Raw genomic sequence first — 20,036 nt, forward strand, 5'->3', positions numbered from 1 at the left:
TTTCTCAACGTCTATGACACCATCGATCCGCATTGAAGGTGGACTATTTTCCTCCGACTTACTCGAACAACTCGACCGGAACGACTTACCCGGTCAGCGGGCCGCTGATTTCGGTCTCTCTGGATCACTGTCCGATGAGGTTGCTGCTGTGTTTAGCGAAGCCCGTGCGCTCTGGGATATGTTTCAGCAACGGCTCCAACGACTTGGCGATCAGTCGTCACCAGCGCAGATTACTCGCGTGACCCGCAATCAGTGGCATATACCGTTTTTCAGTCTGCTCGGCTATGACCTTCAGCCGAACCCTGAACCCTTTCAGATCGGACAGCTTGTCTTCCCGATTTCGCACCGCGCCGGGTCACTTCCTGATGCTCCCCCGGTACACCTTGTCGCGGTCACTCAACCACTGGGGAGCGTTGATCCGACCACCCGCCCACGCTGGTCACCGCATGTACTCGTGCAACAGTACCTCAACCAGAGCGATGCCCTGTGGGGCATTGTCGCCAATGGTTCACTGGTACGCCTGCTGCGCACCTCTTCGCTCATCAGCCGTCAGTCGTACCTCGAAATCGACCTGGCGTCCATCTTCACCGATAATCGCTTCGACGATTTCTTTCGCGCCTATCGCCTGCTGCATCGCTCGCGGCTCCCGCAGGGCCATGCCGACGCCGAACGCTGCCTGCTCGAACAGTATTACCGCACCGCACTCGAACAGGGTGGGCGCGTCCGCGAACGCTTGCGCGAAGGGGTTGAGCAGGCGATTAGCACCCTCGCCGATGGCTTCCTCGCCACCGGCTATCAACCGCCAGACGCCTTTCAGTTCTACCGCGATCTGCTGCGCCTGGTCTACCGTATCCTCTTTTTGCTCGTCGCCGAACAGCGAGGACTGTTCGGCGAAACCGACCTCTACCGCGATCATTACAGCATCTCGCGGCTGGTACGGCTGAGCAGCGAACGAAACGCCTACACCGACGATGTTGACCTCTGGCACAGTGTTCGTGCGCTCTGGTACGTGCTGCGCGACGAGAAACTAGCAGAGAAGCTAGGGGTAGCGCCACTCAACGGCGACCTCTTTACCGAACTGCCGCTCGATCATTGTCGGTTGCGCAATCGCGACCTGTTGAGCGCAATCTGGCGGCTGGCCTGGTACCGACCAACCGAACGCGAACAGCCCCGCCGGGTCAACTACGCCGCACTGGATACCGAAGAGCTAGGGTCAGTCTACGAGAGCCTACTCGACTATCACCCGGTCATTACGGGTGGAACATTTACGTTATCGCTTGGCTCGGAACGTAAGACCACCGGCTCGTACTACACACCGCCGCAACTGGTGCAAGAACTGGTCACGAGTACCCTCAAGCCAGTCTTAGCGGAACGGCTCCAAGCTGCGCGTACCCAGGAAGCCAAAATCGCTGCCCTCCTGAACCTCAAGGTGCTCGACCCGGCGTGCGGCTCCGGGCATTTTCTGCTGGCCGCTGCCCGTTACCTTGGCCGCGAACTGGCCCGTCTGCGGTTCCAGGAAGATGAACCATCCCCCGATGCGGTACGCCAAAGCGTGCGCGAGGTGATCGCCCACTGCATCTACGGCGTTGACAAGAACCCGCTGGCAGTGGAGCTAGCCCGCGTTGCCCTGTGGATCGAGTCGCACGATAGCGAAAAACCGCTCACCTTCCTCGACCACCGCATCAAATGCGGAGACTCGCTGGTCGGCGTCCTCAACCTCGATGTGCTCAAAACTGGCATCCCAGATGACACCTTCGCTCCATTGAGCACAGACGATAAAGAGATCGCCAATAGTCTAAAAAAGCGGAATCGCAGCGAGTGCCGCAGTCTCGCGAGTGGGCAAATGCGGCTCCCATTCGCGCCTGCGCAAGTGGTAGCGGCCCTGGGCAGCAAGCACCACGATATCGAAGCGATTGCCGACGACTCCCCTGCGGCTGTGCGCGAGAAAAAGAACCGCTACGAACGCTTGTTGGCTGACCCCAAGCGGCTCCGCCTTATCGAAGCATGCGACCTCTGGACTGCCGCGTTCTTTCAGCGCTTTACGCCCGAACTGCTCAAATCTCATGCCGCGATCACTACAGATGTTGTGACCGATCACCTCGCTGAGCTGGCGCATCCCCAAGCCCTTGCCGCTGCTCAAGCCCTCGCCGTCGAGAACCGGTTTTTCCACTGGCCGCTGGAGTTCCCGGAGGTGTTTCACCCCTCCCCCCCATCGCAGCGGAGGGGAATCGACTCCCCCCTCTCCCCATCGTAGGGGAGGGGAATCGACTCCCCCCTCTCCCAAAGCCTTGGGAGAGGGGGGCTGGGGGGTGAGGGCGGCTTCGATGTCATCCTCGGCAATCCACCCTGGGAACGCATCAAGTTGCAGGAAGAAGAGTTCTTTGCCAGCCGCGATACCGCCATTGCTCGGGCTCCGAATGCCGCCGCCCGTAAACGGCTGATCGCCGACCTACCCAAGACCAACCCCGCCCTCTGGCACGACTACCAGCGTGCCCTGCACGGCGCCGAAAGCACCAGCCGCTTTTTACGGGGCAGTGGTCAATATCCCCTCACCGGCCGCGGCGACATCAACACCTACTCCGTGTTCGCCGAGCGCGTCCGTGCCCTGCTCAACCCTCGCGGACGGGCCGGCATCATCGTCCCGACCGGCATCGCCACCGACGCAACCAACCAGTTCTTCTTCGCCGACCTGGTGGAAAAGGGGCAACTGGCCAGTCTGTTTGATTTTGAAAACCGCGACAAACTCTTCCCGGCGGTGGATAGTCGCATGAAATTCTGCCTGCTCACCCTCACCGGCAGAAACGTATCAGCGAGTGCCCCTGCTTTCGCCTTCTTCGCGACCCGCACCGAACACCTGCACGACTCACGCCGAGTGTTCAGCCTGACTGCCGAGGACATCGCCCGCATCAACCCCAACACCCGCACCCTGCCGGTCTTCCGTACCCGCCAGGACGCCGACCTGACGAAGGCTATCTACCAGCGCGTGCCGGTGCTGGTCAATGAAAACTCTCCCCCCTCTCCCAAAGCCTTGGGAGAGGGGGGCCGGGGGGGTGAGGGCAACCCCTGGGGCGTGCGCTTCCTGCGAATGCTGGACATGTCCAACGACTCGCACCTCTTCCGCACCCGCGCAGAGCTGGAAAAGCAAGGTTACCGGCTGGTGGGGAATGTGTTTGTGCCCTCACCCCCTAACCCCCTCTCCCGCGCTGCGGGAGAGGGGGGAGAACCCTCACCCCCTAGCCCCCTCTCCCACGCTGCGGGAGAGGGGGGAGAACCCTCACCCCCTAACCACCTCTCCCACGCTGTGGGCGAGGGGGATGGCCCTCCCCCTAGCCCCCTCTCCCACGCTGCGGGGAGGGGGAGAACCCTCACCCCCTAGCCCCCTCTCCCACGCTGCGGGAGAGGGGGAGAACCCTCACCCCCTAACCACCTCTCCCACGCTGTGGGCGAGGGGGAGAACCCTCACCCCCTAACCCCCTCTCCCACGCTGTGGGAGAGGGGGAGAACCCCTCACCCCCTAACCCCCTCTCCCACGCTGTGGGGGGGGAGAACCCTCACCCCCTAGCCCCCTCTCCCACGCTGCGGGAGAGGGGGAGAACCCTCACCCCCTAGCCCCCTCTCCCACGCTGCGGGAGAGGGGGAAGGATCGCAGCCCCCGACCTCTCTTCTCGCGCTGCGGGAGAGGGGGAGTACAAGTTACCCAGGGCCAGCCGGGAACTGATTGCCAGGGCGCGGCAGTTGCGTCGCGAGGCGACGACCGCCGAAAGCCTGCTCTGGGAATTGTTGCGTGACTGTCGGCTGCTAGGCCGAAAATTCCGACGTCAACATCCGATTGGACAATTCATCGCCGACTTCTTCTGTGACGATGCCCGCCTGATCATTGAGATAGATGGCGCCGTGCACCGCGAACCCACTCAGCAGGAACGCGACCGTTTGCGGGAGGAAATCCTGCGCGAACATGGCTTTGCCATGCTGCGCTTTACCAATGAGCAGATATTCAACCACACAGAACAAGTCCTCCAAGAGATTGCTGCCTATGTCACTGCCCATTCCTACGAGCATCCATCCCCTCACCCCCCGTCCCCCTCTCCCCAAGCTTGGGGAGAGGGGGAGAAAGGGGGTGAGGGCCTCTACCTCCCCCTCTACGAAGCCAAGATGATCTGGCACTACGACCACCGCTACGGCACCTATGAGGGCGTGCGCGACCGCTCCAGCACCCAACTGCCCACCCCCAATGAGCGCCAGCACGCCGACCCGCACTTTGTTGTCCAGCCCTGGTACTGGGTGCCCGCTGAAGAAGTAACGAAGCGCCTGGGCGACTGGCAGCGTGGGTGGTTGGTGGGATTCCGCGATGTTACTAACGCCACTAACGAGCGCACTGCCATCTTCAGCCTGCTGCCCAGAGTTGGGGTAGGACATACGATGCCCATAGTCCTTACGGGTGAGATTTCGGCTATTCATCTCTCGTGTTTTCTAGCCAATCTAAATGTCCTGATTTTTGATTGGGCATTGCGCCAGAAAATTGGTGGGACGCATCTTACTTTCTTCATCCTCCGCCAACTCCCTATTTTTCCCCCCACTGCCTACACCCCCGCCGATCTCGCCTTCATTGTGCCGTGCGCACTGGAACTGACCTATACTGCCTGGGATCTCAAGCCCTTCGCCGACGATGTGTGGAACGAAGCTGATGACGGGCTGCGGGCAGCCATCCATGCTGCGTGGGATGCAAACCGTATTGCTGTCGGCAGGCATGAATGGCGCCTGCCATCCTGGATCAGCGCTTACCCGGAGATCGAAACCAACCCGCAGAAGGGCATCCCCTTCCCCCCCTTCCCCTGGGACGAAACCCGCCGCGCCGTGCTCCGCGCTGAACTGGATGCGTACTACGCCCGGCTCTACGGCCTCACCCGCAAACAACTGCGCTACATCCTCGACCCCGCCGACCTGACCGAGCGCGAACTGGCCGACATCCTCGATCCGTGGGAAGAGGTACACGACCCGCTTGACCCAGCGGGGTATGCTGCCCGTGTTGCCGCTAGCACCTTCCCCGGCGAAACCTTTCGCGTGCTGAAAGAGAAGGAGATACGTCAATACGGCGAATACCGCACCCGGCGGCTGGTACTGGAGGCGTGGGAGCGGTTATCATAAGTGCGGTGAAAGGTATCATACCCACACGGTGGGGGCGCGGCGCTGCCGCGCCCATTCACGAATGCTGATAGAACCGCATATCGTTAAATGCCGTTCCTATAAGATGCCCACCTTCATCAACCTGAGCCGATTTCCCGCTGACCTTCCAATCACGACCGAAGTTTCCTAGCCCGCCAATCATCTGCGGCGACCCGGATTGATCGAATGTGGCATAAACCATAAACCGGGCATGCGCATCGATCCGCTCAAATGTGTGCGGTGACCACGGGGCATAGACATCGACCGGATAGGTCGCATTCACATAGCGCTGGATAATCCATGGTTCTCTCTGTGCGATTCGTGATTGCACAAACGCCAGTGTCTTCTGCGCCGCACTCCGCGAACCATTGACACGAAAAACACCACGCCCCTGGCTGTAATACAAACCGCTCCCTGCACCGCATTTCAATACCAGCATGCGCCGTGCCGCTGTTGATAGATAAGCGATCTGATCGATAGTACGAATGCGCTGGAGTTGACAGGCAATCTCTGCGGGCAAACCAATCGCGAGTGGTGAGAGATCGACGACATCGGAACGCAACAGCGCAACGCTCAGGATCGTCGCCATCAAGCTCCCAAACAGACTGGCATCGTGAATAGGTAAAATCGGCAGACGTGGCCGACTATGTAACAGGTTAATAACATCCCTGTCGAAATCGGTAAGCTGACACGGGGTAAGTAACGCCAACCCAAGCTGCTCTACTAAGCCATTAACTCGCAAGTAGACATACCAATCTCCATGGGCATAACGGCAGAAGATAACGACAACTCACCATCATGGTCTATTCTTCAGGTGGGAAGATGAGTTCGGTTGTGATCGCGCTCACGGGGTTTCCGTATCATCACGAGTAGCCCAATCCCTGCAATAAGGCTGATCGTTCCGGTAAGAATGACCAGGCCTCCGATGCGTAACGCCTGTTCGGTTGTCAGTTCGGAACGCGGTAGATACCAGAGCCAGTGGTCGATCAGATGCTGGTTTGCCGGTTCATAGTACCATGCCCAACGAGGATTGGGACGTGCCGGTAGTGGCGCCACAGCAGTATCTACAATTGCAAGATGAGTATCATCATCGGTCTGACCATACAAGGCAACGATGATTGGCCCTAATGGCTCATCACGATCACTGAAACCTATGGCAAGTGGATTCCACGGCTGTACAACAACCTCCAAACGACTCCAACCAGATGGTAGGCGCAGGTGATAAAGACGTCGCTGCCCGCTTGGTAATCTGCCTTGATCATAACCGTTCAAGCGGAGACGCAATTGACTATCAGGTGCTCCGACCGGACGTTGATCATCAAGGATCAGCGTGATGCGCGCGGCGCTGTTCACAAGACAAGCGAATTCCCCCTTTGGTCCGGTGCGTCGCGGGAATATTGCGCCATCTGTAGACTCACTGGCATAGATACCATCACCCAGTTGGCAGAAAGGTGGCGGAACACGATAACGCGCCCACCGGTCGAACAACAGCCGCCAGTGCCCAACCGGTGGCGAGTCAGCGATAGTGTAGGTACTGTTATGGAAAGGGGTCAAAACAATATATGTATCAAAATTAAGAAGAACACCACCAAGATTACCGATGAATCCTGTAGTACTGAGGACGAGCACCAGAATCAACAGGCCTATCTTCAACTGTTGCGCCGAGGTTGGCATGAAAAGACTGGACGCCAAAATGATAACCGGCGCCACGACTGGCAATAAGAAGCGTGGTCCCCAAACGCCACCACCTGGCCAATGTGCCCAGCAGGCATAGAGGAACAGGTGCGAGAGGAACAATCCTACAACTATCAGAACCAATGCTCGCTTGCCGCGCCGCCAGAAGACAATCCCACCAGGAAGTGCCAGCAAGAGAGCTGGTGCATACAAGAACACACTTTTTCCCGGACTAAGCAGCAAGCCGAAAAGCCCTTCACCAAGCGGGGTGGTGAACGAAAATGCTTCACTTTCGTATCCAGAGGCTATTGGTGTTGCAAAGCGGGCCAGGTTGTACCATCCGAACAGGGCCAGACCGGGAAGCAATCCAACCATCCAGCTTAATACTCCAATGAATACGCTACGCGGAATGTGCCATCGTCGTACCGCAACCCCGTACATTTGCAACAGTAAACGGTATTGCAGCCAAACGTTCGATAATTCCCAGAGAATGTACAGAGCGATGATCGGCAGTGCAACCGCAGCAGCAATGCGCGTCACAAGTAGCAACCCAGACAGCAATCCTGACACAAACAGTCGCCAATAATTGGTTCTGGAGGATTGAAATGCACTCCAGGCATTGTAGGTCGCGCTAAGGAGCAAGAGAGCGGCGAGCGGCTCGGAAAAGAATGTCCGGGCATAAACCCAGGCGAAGGTGGTCAGGCCGTAAAGAAGTGCCAGGATGAGTGACCATCCGATAGTTGCACCAAGTTGTTGTGCCCAGCGCGCTATAATGGCGCATGTTGCCGCAGTGAGCAATCCATTCAGCATCGTTACTGTAAACCGAGACGCATAGTCGGCAGACGAGCCGGTGTGTGCGATGATCGTGCCCAACAGATGCAGTGGTATGGCAAGTAGCGAAGGAAGGATGCCGTAAGGTGAATAGACGTTGCCATCACGACCAGGACGCAACGCCACGACCGGTGCACCATCTTCAACGACAACTGCCACATCGCCGCGTTCGAGCAGGCTACGAGTGACGGCAAGCATCGTTTCTTCATCAGCCGAGTATGTATGTCCGCTCATCGTAAGCAGGTAGAAACCACTAAGCATAAAAAAGACAGCAAGCGCTAGTCGCATCGCTATAAGCCTTTTTCCTTATCAGTGTTCTTGTGCGTCAGATGGTATTTATTTCTCTAGTGCAGCATAGCCGACCATGTCGCCAGGAGATCATGCTACATTCGACTCCTGTCTTAGGCATCAAGCCTGGCAGCGCGACACCACCTCCTGACACGTCCCGACATAGCTCTATGTCGCGATAATACATCATTGCCCGCTCGAACCTGCCGATTCTTCCCCGTGCTCGGTCAGTTTTTGCCTGTAATAGGAGTAGTGTTACCTTTTTTTATCATACACCCCACACTGTTAGGACTCGCACGGTGTTTCTAGACGAACAAAATGCTTGACGCTCACGAACCGCGCCCATTATAATGAAGCGAAATGAAACAGCGTACCGATGCCCTGAAACTGATGGCTGGAACAACGTTTGCCGATCTGGTGGCTGAAGTCCTTGACAACCTCCCACCCGTCTTCGCCCGTTACCTGGAGACGGTTGAGATCGTTGTAGCACCACGGCCAAGCCGTGAGCAACGGCGTGCCCTCGGTCTACGTCCCTGGCAAACCATCTACGGTCTCTACGAGGGTGTGCCGATCACCGAACAGCAATCGGGTGACATTGTGCCACCGGCTATCATCACCATTTTCCAGGAACCACTGGAGCGCGATTTTCGTACCAGATCAGCACTGCGCGAACAGATACGACGCACAGTGCTCCACGAGATTGCCCACCATTTTGGAATCAGCGACGAACGGCTCCGCGAACTGGATGCCTACTGATGGGGTAGACATCTGTCGCTTTGCTAGTATGAGGTTGCGCGTGCGCATTGGCACCATCATCACCGGAATAATCTATCTGAGTGCACTGGCAATTGCCGGATTCCTCCTCTGGCAAACATTGCAGATGTCGAGCACGCTCATCACCTTCTCGACCGGCGCCATCACCCCCACCACAGCCCCAGAACCGACAGCCACATCTGCACCGGTGCTGATCTTACCTACCCCCCTCCCACCGACACCGCTACCCACTGCGGCGCCGCCTGAGCCAGAAACGATTGGCTACCATCCAAAGAGTGGTCGTTATATTGCGGTCTGGCTCCCGCCGAACTTCGTCGGCGACGCACGAGATTCGTTCTTTGCTAACGTTGATATTATCGACGACATCAGTCCCTTCTGGTACACCACCGATGCCAGTGGTCGACTGTACGGTCAGCGCGACGATGAGCTGGTAGAGATCGCCCATAAAAACAATGTGCGGATCATCCCATCCATCCACAACGTCAATAATCCTGGCGCCGTCGTGCCTGTGTTGAGCAATCCGCAACTGCGCGCACGGCATATTCAGAATATCGTCGATGAGGTATTGGCCCGCAACTACGATGGGATCGACATCGATTACGAGTCACTGGCGCCGTCGCTCCGTGATGCCTTCACCGCGTTTATTGTTGATCTAGCCGCTGCCTTACACGCTCACAACAAACTGCTTACCGTGGCCGTGCACGCCAAAGATCGCGACGACGGTGGCCTGGGTGCCTTTCAAGACTGGGCAGCGATTGGGCCGCACGTCGATCAGTTACGGATCATGACCTACGACTACCACTGGCGTGGCTCCGGGCCTGGTCCGGTCGCACCGGCCTACTGGATCGAAGCAGTGGCAAACTACGCCCGCGAGGTGGTCGATCCGGCGAAAGTCTTACTGGGAGTACATTTCTACGGCTACGATTGGCCGCCAACTGGGAATGCAACAGCCCGACCGTGGCGCATCATTGAAGAAATCATCAACGAATATCAGCCAACGGTCAGTTTTATCGAGCGCAACGCTCGCGGTCGGGTCGGCGAGAGCACCTTTACCTATCGAACCAGCGCCGGCACCCGGACAGTCTGGTTTATGACCGATACCGGCTTGGCCGATAAAATTGCAACTGTACAGCGGCTCGATCTGGCCGGGATCGCTATCTGGCAGTTGGGGTACGAACGGCCCGAATACTGGCAGACGGTGCGGGCCAATCTGGTACAAGATTCGACGTTGATTCAGCGGGCCTTAAATGCGTTGTTGCCCGATCACTGACGCGCAAGACCACCTTATCCATCGTTCAAGAATGGAACGAACACCTGAGCAAAAATACGTTTTGGCGCATCGCAATTGAGTGCACTGCAAAAACTTACCACGGAGCACACAGAGTACACAGAGCGTGTAAGGTTTATGAATAAAAGGATGAATCTACTGCAAAAACCTATCATGGAGCACATAGGGCGCGCAGAGCGTGCAAGATTTATGAGTAAAAGAGTAATTTTTCAACCTTTTAAGGCATATAAGAAAAATTTTTTACGATCTATTTTGACAGAAGATAAATCTATCTTTAGTCTCTGTGATCTCTGTGGTCTCTGTGGTGAGACGATTGCCTTTTTGCAGTGAAGTCAAGGATAATTTTTGGCCATTGGGCGCATTGTAAGAAAAATGTTCACAATCCCATGTTCAATGAAAGATAAAATTATCTTTAGTCTCTGCGATCTCCGTGATCTCTGTGGTGGAAAGATCACCGTTTTGCAGTGGAGTCAATAATGCAATATACGCCACCTGCATCCAGGTCAAGGCGACTTCTCAACTCGCCTTATGCACGTTATGCACAGAGAAAGTTGAGCGGGTCAGGCATCCTGTAGCCCAAGCACCGAAAACGTGATACCACTCTCACGAAGCCGGTGGTGTATGATACCGTGCAATGTCAGACCGCGACAGAAGAAGAATGACATCACCATCCATTCAGTGGTAAACTAGAGTTGCTATCTATCGCAGCACGTTGAACGAGACAACAATGACAACCACCACAAGTGAGACTGGAGTACAGGCACATCCAGCCGAAGCCCGGGAATTAGTCGAGCGTGGTATTGCCGCCGCGCGTGGTGGTCAGCGGCGCGTTGCAGCCGGCCTGCTGGCCCGTGCGCTCAGGCTTGATCCACGTGACGAACGGGCCTGGTTGTGGCTCAGCGATGTCGTTGATGATCCTGCGCAACGCATGTTTTGCTTACAAGCCGTTTTACAGATCAATCCAGCCAATCCGTATGCCCGGCGCGGCCTGGCCTACCTCCAGCGTCAGGGCACAGACACGTCACGCCCAGTATCCGATCTCAGCCCACCAACCGTCTCACCCGAATCAACCACCAACCCACCACCGCCACCATCGTCCACGGTAGTCACCCAATCGAGTCATGATTGGTGGTTTCATTGGCGCTGGCAACGCCGTGAAACCTCACGGGTTCGGCTTGTACTCTGGCTGATACCCATCGTGTTACTGACCGTCGCACTCCTCCTGCATCAAAGCGTCAGTCGTGCCCGCGAAGAGGCTCTCGCGGCCCTCGCTGCCGCACAGACGCAGACGTTCAGTGTCGAAACAACATCTGCGACTGCCCTTCCCACCCCTACACCACTACCCGTCCTCGAGGCCGAACCACTGGCAGTCGTTGAAAGTCTGACCGTTTCTTACCTCAGCGCAGTAGATGACATCCGTGCCGCTTTGCGTACCGCGACCGACACCTACCGCCAGGAGACCAGTCAGCCCGGCGGTGCATCGGTGAACCACGTAGCAGCAACCCAACGCTTGCGGGCAACTGTCGCCGGGGCACTGGCAACGCTGGGCGAGTTACGACCGCCGGGGGTACTGGTACCGGCGCACGAAGATTACCGGCGTGGCCTTGAACTAGAGCTGGCTGGTCTTGATGCAATTCTTGAGTTCTACAGCACATACGACGTATCCCACGCCAACCGTGCTGCACTGCGCTTTCAAGAGGCACGGGCATTTGTCGAACGCGCCCAGCTCAGTTTTCAGACGCAGCGCCAGTTGCTCGGCGAACAGAGCTTGCTAAGTGCCTACACGATTCGGTGATCGTCAGGGATTTTCAACGGGTTCCGCTTCGGATTGCCTTCACCGCACTGCGGGCCAGAGGCCCGCGCACCCGAGTGATGTCCTACGCACCAGGCGGGCCAGAGGCCCGCGCACCCGGGTGATGTCCTGCGCACCAGGCGGGCCAGAGGCCCGCGCACCCGGGTGATGTCCTGCGCACCAGGCGGGCCAGAGGCCCGCGCACCCGAGTGATGTCCTACGCACCAGGCGGGCCAGAGGCCCGCGCACCTGAGTGATGTCCTACGCACCAGGCGGGCCAGAGGCCCGCGTACCCAGGTGATGTCCTATACGGATGTACGGACACAGTGCTGCTGCGCCCCTTACTCCTATTCAGAAACATTATCGCCAAAATAAGAAAACCGTTATCCCATTACCACTGGCACCATGGTATAATGCGGGTGGGCCACGTCCGCCCCCGATTCTTTCCCCTGATGTTATGAGGTGACGCTATGCCGATGTACGAGTATAGCTGCTTGGACTGCACCCACCAGTTCGAACAGCTACGACCGATGAACGCTGCCGATCAAAACATCGTTTGCCCCTTCTGCCAAAGCACCCACGTGCAACGTCGTTTGTCCTTATTTGCAACGCATAGCCGTGGCGAAGCAGCAACCACCAACACCACCAGCAGCTCCGCTAGTGGATGTAGTTGCAGCGCTTGCAGTTGTGGCCCAAGGAGCTAACGTATGCGCGTTATGATCCTGACCGCCGGCCTCGGTACTCGCCTCCGTCCGCATACGTTCGTGCGACCTAAGCCACTCGTGAGCGTCGCCGGCAAAGCAGTGTTAGCCCACATCATTGATTATCTGGCTCCCCTCCAAATTGACGAACTGATCTGCGTGGTCGGTTATTTAGGGAACCAGATTGAGGAATTTATGCGGGCAAATTACACCTACCCGATGCGATTCCTCGAACAGAAGGTGATGCGGGGGCAGGCCGATGCGATTGCGCTGGCCCATGATCTAACCGGGCCGCTTCTGGTCGTGTTTGGTGATGGGTTGCTCGAATTTGATATTGAACAACTCAATCAACACCCCAACTATGGCATCGTCTATTGCAAAGAGGTTGACGATCCGCGTCGTTTTGGAGTGGTAGTCGTTGAAAAAGGGCGCATCGTGCGTCTGGTCGAAAAGCCGAGCGAGCCGATCTCTAATCTGGCAGTGGCCGGTATCTACTACGTACCAGAGGCCTCCCGCCTTATGTCGGCTATCGACTACATTATGCAAAACAACATCCAAACCAAAGGCGAGTTCTATCTGGCCGATGCCCTGCAAGTGATGATTGACCGCGGTGAAGAATTGCGCGCCGAAACGGTCAGGGTGTGGTACGACTGTGGCACCATCGAGGCTCTGCTCGATACCAATCGCTACCTTCTCGATCACGGTCACCACTATGCTACCGAGTATCCAAACGCTGTCATCATTCCTCCGGTTAACATTGCCGCCACCGCCGTGATCGACCAGGCCGTTATCGGCCCCTACGTCTCGATTGCCGATGGTGCAGTTGTGCGCCAGGCTATTGTGCGCGATTCGATTATCAATGCCGGTGCTCAAATTCAGTCGGTGATTCTCAACCGTAGCCTGATCGGCGATCGCGCTACGGTTAATGGCGTCAGTCAAGAGTTGAATGTCAGCGATTTGTCTGATATTCGTTTCAGGTGAACCACTATGATAGCTTACAACTTCCATGCCGTAAGCAATGGCGCTCGCGGCGAGGCCGAGGATGGCCGCTGGGAGTTGGCCTCGTCTGGTAGCAGGCAGAAGCCAGGTATGGTCGCCGCTGACCATGCCCTCTCGCGTAGTGCCGAACAAGAAACTATTCGGCGTCTCACATCTGCCGCCGATTCCGCAACGGCCCGCCTCTTGACAGCAGTATACGTTGCGCTCAAAACCTATCCCTGTCTCGTCCTGAGCGGTCGCGCCGGCGCGGGCAAAGCGGCGCTGGTGCAGCATCTGGCCCATGCAATTGTCGGCGACGCGCCCGGTCAATTGATAAGGATTGGTTCGGCAAACTGGGCAACACGCAGTGGTCAACATGATTATTTCCGTGATCTGCATACTCGGTTCGGTGACAGCCAGTTGAGTGAGGTGCTCAGCGAGGCGCAGTCGCCACAAGGTACCGGAAAGCTGTACATTGTCTATTTCGACGGCCTGGCCCCCGATGAACTCTTTCATTATGTACACAAGCGGCTCAACCTCTTACCCTTTGCCGTTGAAAGGCTATCTGCTCTGCCGGTACCGCCAAACGTTTGGTTTGTTGCGACCGTTCACCATCCCCAGCAGTTATCAGCGCGTGATGCCCAGATACTGACCCATGCGCAGCAGATCAATATCAATGCGTATCGCCGATCACTGCCCCAATTGCCACCACCACCGGTTGGCTTGCAACGCGCCGCTCTGCAAGATACCGTCCGTGACGCGGTTGCTGCCCGTGATCGGCTGCGGATGGTATTTGGGCAACCGCAATTACCCCCGCTCAATCCTTCACCCCATATCACGAATTTTTTGCGCTGGTACAGTCTTCTGCCGGAAAACACACTTGATAACGATATGTGGCTATACCTGGCTAACAGCTTCGACCGTTATGGTCACGGCTTGTTTGCACCCGATGCCCAGCAAAATCTCCAAATCGCCTACGATCTGCGAATCGTGCAACGAGTGCTGGCTCGTCTTGATCCGGCCAGGACGGTGTTACGACCAGAACTGACCCGCGCAGTTGGATGTTGACTCGTAGGGGCGAAGCGGTGCTTCGCCCCAGCCTTGCTCCACCATCTCATCACCGTACCAGTGCGGCTAGCGTCGCGTCATAACGTGGGGCCAGATTCTGCCAGCGGTAAGGCAGCGCCAGCGCCGACCAATTGTACTGCATTAATCGCGGCAAATCCGCGATCAACCGCTCTAACGCCGCTGGTAGATCATCATCTGTAGGGTAAAGACAATCAGCGTGCCATTCCGGCGGTATCAAATCGGGATAGTTGAGTCGGGCCGGTAACAGCGGCACACATCCACAGGCAATCGCTTCGAGAATCGCAATCCCAAAGTACTCCTGGATGGCTGCCGACACCACAATATCGGCCTGCTGCAACAGATTCAGATACGCTGCCCGACTCTCGGCAAAACCCCAATGAATGGTCCAATCGGCCCAACGCTGGCGAGCGGCCACTAGATCAGGGGCCGTCGGATCAATATGCTCGCCGGTTACAATCAGGCGAAACGTCACCCCACGCGCAGCCAGATATTCCAACGCTGCCATCACAACATGTGGTTGCTTATCATATTCCCAACGCGCATTCCACAGAATGACCGGCGGTGCAGATGGGTCACGCGGACGACGCGATGGCAAGGGTGGCAGATCAAGACCAGGTGGAAGCACCAGTGACTTGGCAGCAATCTGATCTACCGTCTGTAGCTCGTGGTAATCGTGATAGCGTCGGAGCATGGCCGGCAGGGCGGTTAGCCAATCGCGCCGATGAAAATCAGAATTGAAAATAACCGCATCGGCTACTAATGCGCTGGTAAAATTGATCCAGGCAAAGGTATAATCGCGCTTGCGGCCCGGCGGTAGTGGATACGTCAGTTGATTTTCGTGAAAATAGATCGCGGCTGGAACCGATCCCAACGTGCGATCGGTCAACGCCCGAAAGACGGCCAGGTCGAGCATATCGGTCGTAACGATCACATCAGGGATTTCAGCTAACGCTGCCACCTGCCGGGCCAGCGTGATCGCCCCACCTCGCATCCGCCACCGCCATCCCCCAGCCTGATTCATTGTAATGAGTCTGACCTGATGAGCACTATGTGCGGCATAACCGCTCGCCACTGCCGCGTGTGATCCTCCATGAAACGGATCAAGCCACCATATTTTCATCGTTTTAGTACTACTATGCTCGCCGACAGGATGTGATGGTCAATGGCAACGGCCTAGTGAGGCGCATTGTGATCAACCCCCGCCCTACCACGTCAGTCATCAATCCGCATCATATACGCATTGACGCCTTCAACTCCTAATTGCGCCTCGAGGTTCAACAGATAGCGCAGTGGCTTCTGATAGGGATGATTTTCGTCAAGCATCCGTGCCGCCGCTTTATGACTCCCAAGCTGCAAGAGATGGTGATAGGCGACCCACTCCGCATGCCCTTCACGGAGAAAATCATTCCGCAACAGCGGACAATGCTCGGCCTGCCATGCGTGTGCATACTCATGGGCTGCCGTGATACGGAAAACGAGCATCGGCAACCCGTAGAGCACATAAATGACCCGCACATGATTCTGCCGTCGGTACAACCCAAGTGTATCTTGACCCGGAGCAACCAGGCCACGTAACCGGGCCATCGTTGGCGCATCAACCAGACGAAAGGCCACCCCTACCCAAAGCTGTAACCCCATCCCTGTAGCCAACAGACTCGCTGTCTGTTGAAACAGGTCTTGTGCTCGCCTCGGATCGTAGATTGCCACGGCATGGCAGGCATCACACTGCTGCCGCCCATCATGCAGCTCCCAGAAGTGATTCCCGAGCGGCGCACCACACGTACTACAGCGGGGCCGGGTAGCAATACATTGTGGGCAAAACCGCTCTGGACGATCAACCAAGACATAGTAGCTACCGACCAACGGTTTCCCACAACTGGCACAGCGCGAACCATGAGTGGTCATACCTCACCTGCACGAAAAAAGCCCCCTATCATCAGGCAGTATGCGGCGGCGGCCCATCGAGTTGCTCGGCCAGCCAATGCTGCATGAGGCTCAAACCGTTTGGATGCAGACTGTGCCCAACCGGATCCTCGTGATACCGATGACGAGGCGCGTAGCGCGTCAGTATATCACGAGTACTCCGGGCGTGCTCGACCGGAATCACCTCATCGTAGGTTCCGTGCAGTTGCAGAATAGGAAGCCGTTCGATACCGGCAGCCGGTGGCTGCGTGGTGAAGGCAGGATCAAGATACCCATTGGCCGCAATAACACCGGCCAGGCGTTCCGGAATCCGCCAGGCCAAAGCCAGGCTCAAGATCGCCCCCTGGCTGAAGCCAAACAAATAAGTACGCTGGGGATCGGTTCCGATCCGACCCGGCAATTCACTGATGAACCTAATCAATAATTCAACCGCCTTTGATCGCCCAACTGGATCGGGAATTAACCGGCCCGGAGCGCCACTCAGCTCGTACCATGCAAATCCTCCCCAGGGGAGGGCAATTGGCGCCCGCGCACTCACAATATGGACCCGGTCATCGATCATATCAGCCAGTTCAAAAAGATCACGTTCATTGCTACCGAAACCGTGCAACATGACTAAGAGTGGGGCCGGCCCACGCTCAATGAATGGTCGGCGTTCAATCGTGCGAATCGTTGTCATGGGATCACCAGTTCCTGCCCGACTTGCAGGTTGTCACCCTGTGCCGGAGTAAGATTATTAGCCTGTAGAATTGCTTCAATTGTAACCCCAAACCGTTCGGCAATGACACGCAATGTATCCCCGGCCTGCACAGTATAGCGTCGTGGTCCAGCGGCTGTTGGGGTAGCAGGAGGTTCCGGAGTCGCACTTGGTTCGGCAGTGGGTGTTGGTTCAACGGTGGGAGTTGGTTCGGCAGTGAGTGTTGGTTCAGGCGTTCTCGTCGCCGTTACCGTCAGCGTTGGTCGGGGTGTCATTGTTGGTACGACCGGCACTGTTGGCATAACCGGTAACAGCTCTTGATCGAGCGCATCGGGGACTGGCGGTACCCAGGCCGGTAACAACGTCAAATCACTGATCCGCAGGGGTGGCAATGGATTCCGACTGATTGTAAAGATAGCCGCTGCCACTCCGATCAGGATGACAGTCATCCCGATTGCGATACCGATAGCGCCAATGAAACGCTGACTCATACGCAATATCAGCGCACCGATCGGCGGCGCCAAAAAAATAAAGATCAGTAGAAACCAGAGTGTCGTTTCTGTCAACATATCATTTCATTCGCCGGCATCACGCTGAACCAGGAATCACCGCATTACGGTACCAATGCCCAGCGTGGTTCGTAATCCAACCCAACGACCAGCACAATATCTGCGCCCAAGGGTTGGGGCGGTGCATCAGCCGGTGGTGTCGCAAAAACCTGACTCGGTGGCAGACCCAGATGCGCAGCCAGCCGGGCCAGTGTTGCCGGTTTCCCGGTATAATCGATCAGCATAGTCTTCTCTCGCCGTTCGGTGTTACTGGCGGGCAGCGTCTGAAAATTTGCCTGGGCCAACGCACGACTGATTCGCCCCGCCAGACCGTTCACCGGCGTACCGTTCAAGACTTGCACTTTCGCCAGTTCGCTATCGATCTGGGGCCCGGCCCGGAATCGTTCGACCAACATTGCCAGATCGCGCCGGTTCCAGTAAATGTCTGATCCAATCTCGGCAACCACGGCCACATCACGCGGATTAATACCGAACGTTGCGATCCGGCTGCTATCAATCGCTTGGGCCAGCATCAACAGGTCCCGCAAGACAGCCGGGTCGTCAATTGGCAGCGTCGTCTTGATACTGCGCCGCACCTCTTCAAGCAACGTTGCGAGCACTCCTGCCTGATCGATCAGGCCCCGACGCTGGATCGTCGCAACCACTGCCCGCAACAACATCTGTTGCCGCTGGGCACGGTCGAAATCACTCGAACCGTGACGGGATCGTGCGTATTTCAACGCCGTCTTCCCATCGAGAATCTGTAGACCGGCAGGAATGAAGATTCGCTCATACCCATAATCATCGGTAGGAAAACTACTGTCGAGGAGTGGGGCAGGAACGTCGATCAAAACGCCGCCTATCGCATCGATTAACCGTTCAAAGCCACTAAAATCGATTTGAGCAACATAATCAACCGGCATATTCAGCAACATCGCAACGGTTTCGGCAACCAGCGCCCCACCGGCAGCAGCCGGATCAGTACCAGGCCCATACAGACTGGCTGCATGCTGATAACCATAGTTATAAGCAGCATTGATCTTCTGCTCGCCAAGACCGGGGATCACGGCCACCGTATCACGTGGGATCGAGAGTAAACTCACCCACTGTTCGGTCGGATGGATATACGCCAGAATCAATGTATCACTGCGCACACCTTCGCCGCCATCAGCACGCTGATCAACACCGAGCAGCAATACCGTAAATGGTTGCCGAAACATTGTACTGGTCGGCGTTGCCGTCCTGGTCAGCGGGCGCAGCTCATTCTGGCGTATACTGGTCAGAGTGTTCCATACCCAACCTACACCGCTGAATGCGAGCAGCAGCACACAAACGACTCCACCAATGAGAACCAGCCATCGCCAACGCTGCCGACGCCGGGCACGGAGCAGAGCAACTCGTTCCCGTGCACTGCCCTGCGGTAACGTAGGTGATCGTTGCCGTCGGTTGCCACGTTGTCGATCCATTGCCATCCGGTGCCCTAATCATCTATCACTTCCGGCTCATCAGGTGGTTCGTACAGGCTGGTTGCCACAATCGGCGCACTCATCGTCAAGCGACGCAATCCAGGAATACCGTTCGTCGGCAAAATGGCCAGCACCACAATACTTATATCATCAGATGGTTGTCCATCATCAAGCTCAAGTGCGTACTGGAGAATGCTATCAACTAGCGTCTGCGGATCACGACCCTCGTGGGCCGGCCACGCCGCTAGATAATTGGGCAATCCCAAATCCTCACCTCGTCGCTCTCCTGCTCGCAACAAGCCATCGGTAAACAAGACGATATAGGTATAGGGAGCAACCGGTATTTCACTGATATGAGGACGAATTAATGGCTGCAAGCCAATCGGACTGGAGGGCGCGTTAAAACTGCGCATTTCCTGTGGTGTAATAACGAAAAACGGTGCCGGATTATTACGGGTAACCAGAATTTTCGGCCCGGCAAAATCAACCGATAGAATATTCAGCGTTGCCGCCACCTGTCCCATTCGATAAGTATACAGATAGTCATGCACAGCCCGCGCCACTGCCCCATCGCGTGCCCCATCTTTCAGCAACGTAATCGCTCGCGTTGCTACCAGATGCGACAACGTTTTGGCACTGCGGCCACTGCCCTGCCCATCAACCAGAACAAACGAAAATCCACCACCCGGACGCTCAATCGTCTCGAGCGTATCACCGCTCTCCAGCTCACCATAACGAGGAACTTTGGCAACTGCTACGCGCATTTCCAGATCGGCCATCACATGCATCCCCTCGTCTTGCTCGTTAATCTGTAACAGCATACC

At 56.7% G+C, this 20,036-nt stretch carries 17 protein-coding genes; 9 read left to right on the forward strand and 8 right to left on the reverse strand.

The window, feature by feature from the left end; translation table 11 throughout:
• The first annotated feature begins 13 nt into the window (after nt 1-13).
• The 3 genes from QTO31_RS01785 to QTO31_RS01795 all read left to right on the forward strand — a co-directional run bounded on the left by QTO31_RS01785 (nt 14) and on the right by QTO31_RS01795 (nt 5,145).
• Nucleotides 14-2,254 (forward strand): DNA methyltransferase, encoded by a 2,241-nt coding sequence (locus QTO31_RS01785; RefSeq protein ID WP_301427918.1) that lies wholly within the window; start codon nt 14-16, stop codon nt 2,252-2,254.
• A 108-nt stretch (nt 2,255-2,362) separates the two neighbouring features.
• The gene (locus QTO31_RS01790; protein WP_301427919.1) at nt 2,363-3,376 is read left to right on the forward strand and encodes a hypothetical protein; all 1,014 of its coding nucleotides are present in this window, start codon (nt 2,363-2,365) and stop codon (nt 3,374-3,376) included.
• Nucleotides 3,377-3,777: 401 nt separating this feature from the next.
• On the forward strand, nt 3,778-5,145 hold the full coding sequence (locus QTO31_RS01795) for an endonuclease domain-containing protein (protein ID WP_411278397.1): 1,368 nt from the start codon (nt 3,778-3,780) through the stop codon (nt 5,143-5,145).
• A gap of 55 nt (nt 5,146-5,200) precedes the next feature.
• Here QTO31_RS01795 and QTO31_RS01800 read toward each other — a convergent pair whose 3' ends face one another.
• Both QTO31_RS01800 and QTO31_RS01805 read right to left on the reverse strand, forming a co-directional pair.
• Nucleotides 5,201-5,905 (reverse strand): hypothetical protein, encoded by a 705-nt coding sequence (locus QTO31_RS01800; protein ID WP_301427920.1) that lies wholly within the window; start codon nt 5,903-5,905, stop codon nt 5,201-5,203.
• A 68-nt stretch (nt 5,906-5,973) separates the two neighbouring features.
• Nucleotides 5,974-7,956 carry a hypothetical protein gene (locus QTO31_RS01805; protein ID WP_301427921.1) on the reverse strand — a complete coding sequence of 661 codons (1,983 nt, stop codon included), beginning with the start codon at nt 7,954-7,956 and terminating at the stop codon, nt 5,974-5,976.
• A 360-nt stretch (nt 7,957-8,316) separates the two neighbouring features.
• On the opposite strand from QTO31_RS01805, the gene QTO31_RS01810 reads away from it, so the two are divergent.
• The 6 genes from QTO31_RS01810 (at nt 8,317) to QTO31_RS01835 (ending at nt 14,557) form a co-directional block, all read left to right on the forward strand.
• Nucleotides 8,317-8,712, forward strand: coding sequence for a metallopeptidase family protein (locus QTO31_RS01810; protein WP_301427922.1), 396 nt, complete (start codon nt 8,317-8,319; stop codon nt 8,710-8,712).
• Nucleotides 8,713-8,752: 40 nt separating this feature from the next.
• On the forward strand, nt 8,753-10,000 hold the full coding sequence (locus QTO31_RS01815; RefSeq protein ID WP_301427923.1) for a glycosyl hydrolase family 18 protein: 1,248 nt from the start codon (nt 8,753-8,755) through the stop codon (nt 9,998-10,000).
• A gap of 745 nt (nt 10,001-10,745) precedes the next feature.
• Nucleotides 10,746-11,813, forward strand: a complete 1,068-nt coding sequence (locus tag QTO31_RS01820; protein WP_301427924.1) for a hypothetical protein — start codon at nt 10,746-10,748, stop codon at nt 11,811-11,813.
• Nucleotides 11,814-12,286: 473 nt separating this feature from the next.
• The gene (locus QTO31_RS01825) at nt 12,287-12,514 is read left to right on the forward strand and encodes an FmdB family zinc ribbon protein (protein ID WP_152556087.1); all 228 of its coding nucleotides are present in this window, start codon (nt 12,287-12,289) and stop codon (nt 12,512-12,514) included.
• Nucleotides 12,515-12,517: 3 nt separating this feature from the next.
• Nucleotides 12,518-13,492, forward strand: a complete 975-nt coding sequence (locus QTO31_RS01830; protein WP_031460639.1) for a sugar phosphate nucleotidyltransferase — start codon at nt 12,518-12,520, stop codon at nt 13,490-13,492.
• Between the two features lie 6 nt (nt 13,493-13,498).
• Complete coding sequence (locus QTO31_RS01835; protein ID WP_031460638.1) at nt 13,499-14,557, forward strand: hypothetical protein; 1,059 nt, start codon at nt 13,499-13,501, stop codon at nt 14,555-14,557.
• Nucleotides 14,558-14,606: 49 nt separating this feature from the next.
• On the opposite strand, the gene QTO31_RS01840 is transcribed toward QTO31_RS01835, so the two are convergent.
• The 6 genes from QTO31_RS01840 to QTO31_RS01865 all read right to left on the reverse strand — a co-directional run bounded on the left by QTO31_RS01840 (nt 14,607) and on the right by QTO31_RS01865 (nt 19,991).
• Nucleotides 14,607-15,698, reverse strand: a complete 1,092-nt coding sequence (locus QTO31_RS01840; RefSeq protein ID WP_031460637.1) for a DUF3524 domain-containing protein — start codon at nt 15,696-15,698, stop codon at nt 14,607-14,609.
• Nucleotides 15,699-15,790: 92 nt separating this feature from the next.
• On the reverse strand, nt 15,791-16,483 hold the full coding sequence (locus tag QTO31_RS01845; RefSeq protein WP_031460636.1) for an LIM domain-containing protein: 693 nt from the start codon (nt 16,481-16,483) through the stop codon (nt 15,791-15,793).
• 31 nt (nt 16,484-16,514) lie between these two features.
• Complete coding sequence (locus QTO31_RS01850; protein ID WP_031460635.1) at nt 16,515-17,180, reverse strand: alpha/beta hydrolase; 666 nt, start codon at nt 17,178-17,180, stop codon at nt 16,515-16,517.
• Nucleotides 17,177-17,767, reverse strand: coding sequence for a LysM peptidoglycan-binding domain-containing protein (locus tag QTO31_RS01855; RefSeq protein WP_301427925.1), 591 nt, complete (start codon nt 17,765-17,767; stop codon nt 17,177-17,179). Before QTO31_RS01855 ends, QTO31_RS01850 begins: the two co-directional genes overlap by 4 nt.
• 44 nt (nt 17,768-17,811) lie before the next feature.
• Nucleotides 17,812-19,212, reverse strand: coding sequence for an LCP family protein (locus QTO31_RS01860; protein WP_031460633.1), 1,401 nt, complete (start codon nt 19,210-19,212; stop codon nt 17,812-17,814).
• A 14-nt stretch (nt 19,213-19,226) separates the two neighbouring features.
• Nucleotides 19,227-19,991 carry a PP2C family protein-serine/threonine phosphatase gene (locus QTO31_RS01865; protein ID WP_031460632.1) on the reverse strand — a complete coding sequence of 255 codons (765 nt, stop codon included), beginning with the start codon at nt 19,989-19,991 and terminating at the stop codon, nt 19,227-19,229.
• Between the last annotated feature and the right edge of the window lie 45 nt (nt 19,992-20,036).

Source organism: Chloroflexus sp. MS-CIW-1, from assembly GCF_030444705.1.
Classification (GTDB): Bacteria; Chloroflexota; Chloroflexia; order Chloroflexales; family Chloroflexaceae; genus Chloroflexus.